Genomic DNA, 5,935 nt, shown 5'->3' on the forward strand with positions numbered 1-5,935 from the left:
TCGGCCGGCACGAACTCGTGAAGCGAAGGCGGAAGCAGCCAGCCTTGATCCACGTCCCACGGGCGAAAGCTCTTGGTCATTCCCGCAGCGAATCACGCCCGCTCCGCATCGTCCAGCCTTTTACTCGGACACACTCCTAGAGGCGGGCGCCCACGCGCAGGCTCAGGATGTTGTTGTCGTAATCCCGTGCGGCGACGTTCGAATCACGGGTTTCGTAGGCGTACCCGGCGCGGGTGTAGAGATTGCGGTTGAGAATATAGGTGGCGTCCACCTCGGCGCGGTACAGATCGTCTTCCTGGGTCGCCCCGCTGAAGTCGTCGTTCTGGTACGTCAGGTCGGCGGAGAAAATCAGGTTGCGCAGCAGTTCGTGATCGGCGCCGAGCCCGATCCGCGTCCGTTCGCGCGCGCCGGCGGCCGTCGTCTCCTGCACGGACCGGCTGCCATATGCCCGCACCGTCGTGAGCTGCGTCACCGCCCAGTAGACGTCGAGCCCGAACGCCGGGCCGGACACGTCCTCGAAGGCGGCGTTGTCGAATTCGCGCGTCAGGTAGCCGGCATAGACCGTGCCGGTGACCAGCCCCGTCAGGTCGAAGTCGCTTCCGACGACGATCTCGTAGCCCTTCGAGTTCCTGTCGATCACCTGGTTCTGGTAATCGACGATGCTGTACGTTCCGCGCACGAACGCCTCGAAGCTCGGCTGGATCTCGTACCCGAGGCGGAGGCTGGTGTCGTATTGCCAGCGGTCGCGCGTGTCCTGGGCGATGGTGCCGCCGCCCGTCGCCGCCACGTCGTCGAACTCGAGCCGCTCGGCCGCGAAGCCGACCCCCGCGGTGACGCGGTTGAAGCGCTGGCTATAGCCGACGTCGCCGCGCAGGGAAGAATACTCCACCGGCTCGGCCGCCGCGAAGGGCAGGTCGGGATCGCCGCGGCCCTCGTGCTCCCTGGCATAGGCGATGCCCGCCGTGGCGGCTCCGCCGACCCCGACGTCGTAGCGCCCGGACAGGGCCGCACGGTAGTCCTCATAGTTCTCGGTGGAGAAATCGGCGTACCGCCCGACCTCGGCCCCCACCTCGGCGGTGATGGCGTGGCGGGAGAAGTCGGACCGCGCGACGATCTCCGGCTGGACCACGAAGATGAAGTCGCCGTCCTCGTTGCTCGGCCGCGCGAACACGTTCGATTCGTAGGTGACGCCGGCCTCGACCTGGGGGAAGACCAGGAAGCCTCCGGCACGCACGCCGAGCGGGTCCAGTTCCGGCCGAGGCCGATCGAGCACGGACGCGCCGCGCGCGAGCTCCCCGCCGGCACTCTGGGCGTGCCCCTCGGAAGCGTAGCCGACCAGGACGGTGGAAACCCCGGCCAGCACCTGCATCGTTCTTTTCTTCATGTCTGCGTCGGACCTGACACCAAGAGGGAGGAACTGTGTGTTGTCACAGTCACGATACCTTCGAGTGATGCCCTTCGACGGCACCATCCGCAACGGTCCCGGACGCGCCGCGTTGTTTTCGTGCCAAGGTGTGCCCCGGTCACCACACAACCCGTTCGGCATAGAGCTATGCCTTTAGCACTACTCCACGGCGACCCGATTCCCCTTGGTCCCGAGACGTCGGCCAAGCGCGCGACAGTACTCTGCGAGGTCCAGGGCAGCGGGATCGCGGCCGAGATGGCCGGCGAGGCGCGCGACGTCCAGATGGAATCCGTCGCGCTCGAACGGCGACGTCACCACCAGTTCCCCGCGCCCGGCTCCTTCCATGAGCCAGAGCGCGACATGTCCCACCGGCGTCCCGATGCCGGAGCCGACGTTCAGGATGCCGCCCGTCTCCCGCACGACCAGGTCCGCGATGATGCCGGCCACCGATTCGACCGGCAGGAAGTCCCGCCTGACGAAAGGACTCACGTCGAGCGTGACCCGCCCCTCCCGCCCGAGCCCGGAGAGCATCATGCCCATGAAGCTCCGGCGGCCCGGCTCCCAGCCGATCACGTTGGCCAGCCGCAGGACCGTCGCGCGCCCGCCCATGATGTCCAGCACGGCCCGTTCGGCACGGAGTTTGTTGCGGCCGTAGGCATCCGACGGGCCGGTCGGTGCATCCTCCCCGGCTCCCGCCTGCCGGGTGGCGTCGTAGACCTTGCGGGAACTGAGCATCACGTAGCGCGCGCCCATCCGCGAAGCGGCGCGGGCGAGCCTCACGTCGAACAGGTTCTCCGTCTCGACGTCGCCCGTCCGCTCCGCCGGAGGAAGCGCGCAGTTGACGACGCACTCCGCTCCTTCCAGCGCGTCGGGCCGGTCGTGGGAGGCGAACCGCCAGCCGCCGGCGGCGGCCACGGACCCGAGGCCGCGCGCGATAAAGCCGCTCCGCCCGACGACCACGACCGATGGACTTCCCGTCCCAGTATCCACCTTTTCACCTCGTGCTCGAAAAACCAGTAGAATGCCACTAAAGTCTATGCGTTTTCGGGCGGGGCGCGCCCGGCGCAAGTTACGGAGACGCGCATGGCGGCAGGCCGCTCGATAACTTACACGGTGGCGACATTCGCCAACGGGACCTGGAAGCAGGAAGGGCACACCCGCGACCTGGACAAGGCGCTCAGTGCCGCCGAACGCCTATTCGGCACCAAGCGGTTTCAGAAGGTGAAGGTGGACCAGACCTATGTCGACGAGGCGAGCCGCAGAAACGTGGTGACGACGGTGTTCGACCGTCAACTCCCCCGGGCGGAGTCCACCACCTGGCTGCTGCTGCTGCTTTCGGTGGCCCTGGCGGTCGCGACCTTCTTCCTCGTCCGGTGGGGCCTCGCAACCTACTGGCAATCCTGATTGTCGGCAGTCCGACCATCGGCGGTCCTGGCCTGCCGCCCTGGTCCGCTCCGCGAATCGCGTGAACGAGCCTCCTCGTCGACCGTTATGGATCAGCAGGAGGATGAAATGAACCAGAAGCCGAACCCGCCCCGGGACAAGCGCGACCCGCCGCTGTCGCCTGAACTTCCGCCGGACGACAACATGCCCCCCTACTCTCCCGGCGGCGTTCCCGAACCGGAGGGATCGGGGCTTCCGGAGGAGCGCCCCGGCAAGGGCGAGCGTCCGTCTCCCACCCTGCCCCCCAAACGCGCGCCGTAAGCGCGGGGACCGGCAAACCGCGTCACGGCTCCCCGGTCTCGCACATCGCCGAGAACAGCCGCTCCACGTCTTCGCGACGGCACAGTTCCGTGCCGGGGGTCGCCAGGGCCGCCGTACCGGCGGCCACGCCGAAGCACGCCGCCGACATCAGGGGCCAGCCGCGTTCCAGGGCGAGGACGAGGGCGCCGACGAGGCTGTCGCCGGCGCCGACGGCGCTGACCACCCGGACCGCTGGCGGCCTGATGAAGCGGTGTTCCTCCGCCGTCGCGGCCAATGCGCCGTCGGCGCCGAGGGAGAGCAGGATCGCATGGGTGCGGCCCGACGCCAGGAGACCGCGGGCCTGTTCGACCAGGTCGTCGTCGGATCGCGCCGGCTGTCCGGTCAACTTCTCGAACTCCTCGCGATTCGGCTTGATGAGCCAGGGGCCCGCATCGACCGCCTCGCGATAGGCCGGCCCGGAACTGTCGAGGACGACCCGGTAGCCGGCGGACCGGGCGCGCGCGATCACTCGGGCATGGAAGTCCCCGCGGACGCCGGGCGGCAGGCTCCCGCTGACGACCAGAAACGCGCCCGGCCGGGACGGTTCGCCGAGCTTGCCCAGGACGAGATCGCAATCGGCCTCTCCGAGTTCCGGCCCCGGCATGACGAAGCGGAACTGCTCGCCGGTCTGCCTCTCGTCCACCGTAAAGCTCTCCCGCGTCATGCCGGAGACCGGCACGGCGTCGTGATGCACCCCCTCCTCCGCCAGGAGCCGGTCGAGCAGCTCTCCGGTCGGGCCGCCCCGCGGATAGACCGCGCACGCCTCGCCGCCGAGCCGGACGACGACCCTGGCGACGTTGACGCCGCCCCCGCCGGGGTGACGGCCGGGGGTCGTGCAACGGAGCTTCTCGGTCGGCAGGATACGGTCGGTACCCGTGCTCACGTCGAGGGCCGGGTTCATCGTCAACGTCAGGATTGCTGCCATCTTCTCCGTCCCTGGAACTCGGCCGTTCAACCGGCACGGCAGGCGTCGCGTTCCAGCGCCCTTCCTGTTGCCGTTGCGCAACAATGACTGCCGAAAGAACAACGGTGCCGATCGGGAGGCGCGGTCGAGTGTTGCCTATCTGCGAGCGTCTGCTACATTGTGCAGTGCAGCAAGCGATTGCTGCATCGCCCTTCGTGGGCGTTTCCTCCCTAGACTCGGGCCGCTGCACGCAGCGGCCCTTTTTTTGTCCGCGCCGGACGCGTGACGAATCTTCCGCGCAGGCACTCCGTTTTCTCGCCTGCGCACGCGCCGCCTCCCCCGAACGCGGAGGGGATTCACCCGATTTCGTGGGATCTATCGCGGGCGCTCGTTGTTACAGTTAGAGCGATTGTGCGGTGCGGACGGCTCGATGTCCGATGCGCCGGTTTAGGCCCGCTCGCGGGCAATCAGCTTTCAAAGAAGTCTGGATGATGAACAGTCCCTTCGGTCTGCGGGAAGAGCCGTTCGACATCGAGGACCCTCTTCGTGCCCCTTTCGCTTCGGCGGACCACAAGGAGGCGTTCAACGGCTTCTTTCTCGCCATCATGGCCCGCAAGCGGGTCATGGCCCTGTTCGGCGAGACGGGCATGGGCAAGACGACACTCCTGCGGTCCCTGATCCGCCACATCGAGGCGGATGGGGCGGTGGTGCTCGCCACGACCGCCCGGCCGGGTATGACCGTCGAGGACCTGATCCTGTCGGCGCGGCCGGATATCGAGCCGGAGGCGGTCTCCGACACGGCGGACCCTGAGGCGCTCGAGGCGGTCGTCAACGACGTCGAGGAACGCATCGAGAATGCAGGTACCGGCCTGCTCGTCGTCGACGAGGCCCATCTGCTGGACCTGCCGGTCCTGACCGACCTGATCGAGCTCGCATCGTCCGACACGGAAACGGGCCGCTATCTGCAGGTCCTGATCGCGGGCGATCACAAGCTCGAGCGCAAGCTGGCGGAACCCGAGCTCGAAGCCGCGTTCCGCCAGTACGGCGCCGTCCACTACCTGCCGCCGCTGGACCGGGATGCCGCGGAGGCCTTCATCCGCGACCGCCTGCGCCTCGCCGGCGCGCCGCAGTTGGACATGTTCCTCCCCAGCGCCGTGGACGCGGCCACCCAGCTTTCGGCCGGCCTGCCGGGGGTCCTGGGCGCCATCTGCGGACAGGCCCTCCGGATCGCGGCGCAGGCGCGCCGACACCGTGTCGATGCGAGCCACGTCCAAGAGGCCGCGACGGCGCTCGGAATCGAAACGGCGCCGGATATCGAGATCGACATACCCGACCCCGCGCTCTACGCGGAGGTCCGCGAGCCCATTCCGGTTTCCTCCGCGCCGGCCGCGGGTCGCGCCGGCGGGACGGAACCGGCGCCGCACCGGCACGTCGACCCGTCTCCCACGCCCCATCGGCCGTCGACCCGCGGCATTCCGCCGGCGTCCGAGCCGCCGTCCGCCGAGGCCGAGGCGGATCCCTGGCCCGAACTCTCCGCCCCCAGGCGGGAGGACGCGTACGAGGATCAGCGCCGACCGAAGACGAACGCGCGATGGGTAGCGGCTGGACTGGCCGTCTTCGTCCTCGCCGCGGGAGCGGGCTTGGCCTTGAGCCTGACGGAGCCGGGAACGCTGCGCTCGTTCTACGCAGCCGAGACCGACGCGCCGCGTCCGGTCGCGGCACCGGCGCCCGCGGCGCAAACGCCGGCCGGCGCCGGCACGACGGGGGCCGGCACGGCAGGGGAAACGGTCGCCGCCGCGCCGCCCCCCCAATCCGCGCCATCCCGATCCGTACCGGACGAACCGGCCGCGTCGATGGTGCCGGCGGACTCCATCGCGGGGGGG

At 69.1% G+C, this 5,935-nt stretch carries 6 protein-coding genes; 3 read left to right on the forward strand and 3 right to left on the reverse strand.

The features are described 5' to 3' along the window. Positions 1–136 precede the first annotated feature (136 nt). Positions 137–1,384: an outer membrane beta-barrel protein gene (locus VGO20_RS22500; protein WP_327504627.1), complete on the reverse strand. Its 1,248-nt coding sequence runs from the start codon at positions 1,382–1,384 to the stop codon at positions 137–139. Between the two features lie 180 nt (positions 1,385–1,564). Then, complete coding sequence (locus VGO20_RS22505) at positions 1,565–2,395, reverse strand: NAD-dependent epimerase/dehydratase family protein (protein WP_327504628.1); 831 nt, start codon at positions 2,393–2,395, stop codon at positions 1,565–1,567. Between the two features lie 93 nt (positions 2,396–2,488). Between VGO20_RS22505 and VGO20_RS22510 the strand changes: the two genes are divergently transcribed. Then, entirely contained in the window at positions 2,489–2,809 is a 321-nt protein-coding gene (locus VGO20_RS22510) for a hypothetical protein (protein ID WP_327504629.1), read from the forward strand. 108 nt (positions 2,810–2,917) lie between these two features. Continuing rightward, a complete protein-coding gene (locus VGO20_RS22515; protein ID WP_327504630.1) occupies positions 2,918–3,109 on the forward strand; it encodes a hypothetical protein in 192 nt (63 codons plus the stop codon). A 22-nt stretch (positions 3,110–3,131) separates the two neighbouring features. On the opposite strand, the gene VGO20_RS22520 is transcribed toward VGO20_RS22515, so the two are convergent. Continuing rightward, complete coding sequence (locus VGO20_RS22520; RefSeq protein WP_327504631.1) at positions 3,132–4,073, reverse strand: 1-phosphofructokinase family hexose kinase; 942 nt, start codon at positions 4,071–4,073, stop codon at positions 3,132–3,134. A 467-nt stretch (positions 4,074–4,540) separates the two neighbouring features. Between VGO20_RS22520 and VGO20_RS22525 the strand changes: the two genes are divergently transcribed. Then, the coding region (locus VGO20_RS22525) for an ExeA family protein (RefSeq protein ID WP_327504632.1) at positions 4,541–5,935 on the forward strand (1,395 nt) is incomplete at its 3' end.

Source organism: Arenibaculum sp., from assembly GCF_035998295.1.
Classification (GTDB): domain Bacteria; phylum Pseudomonadota; class Alphaproteobacteria; order Azospirillales; family Azospirillaceae; genus DASYHS01.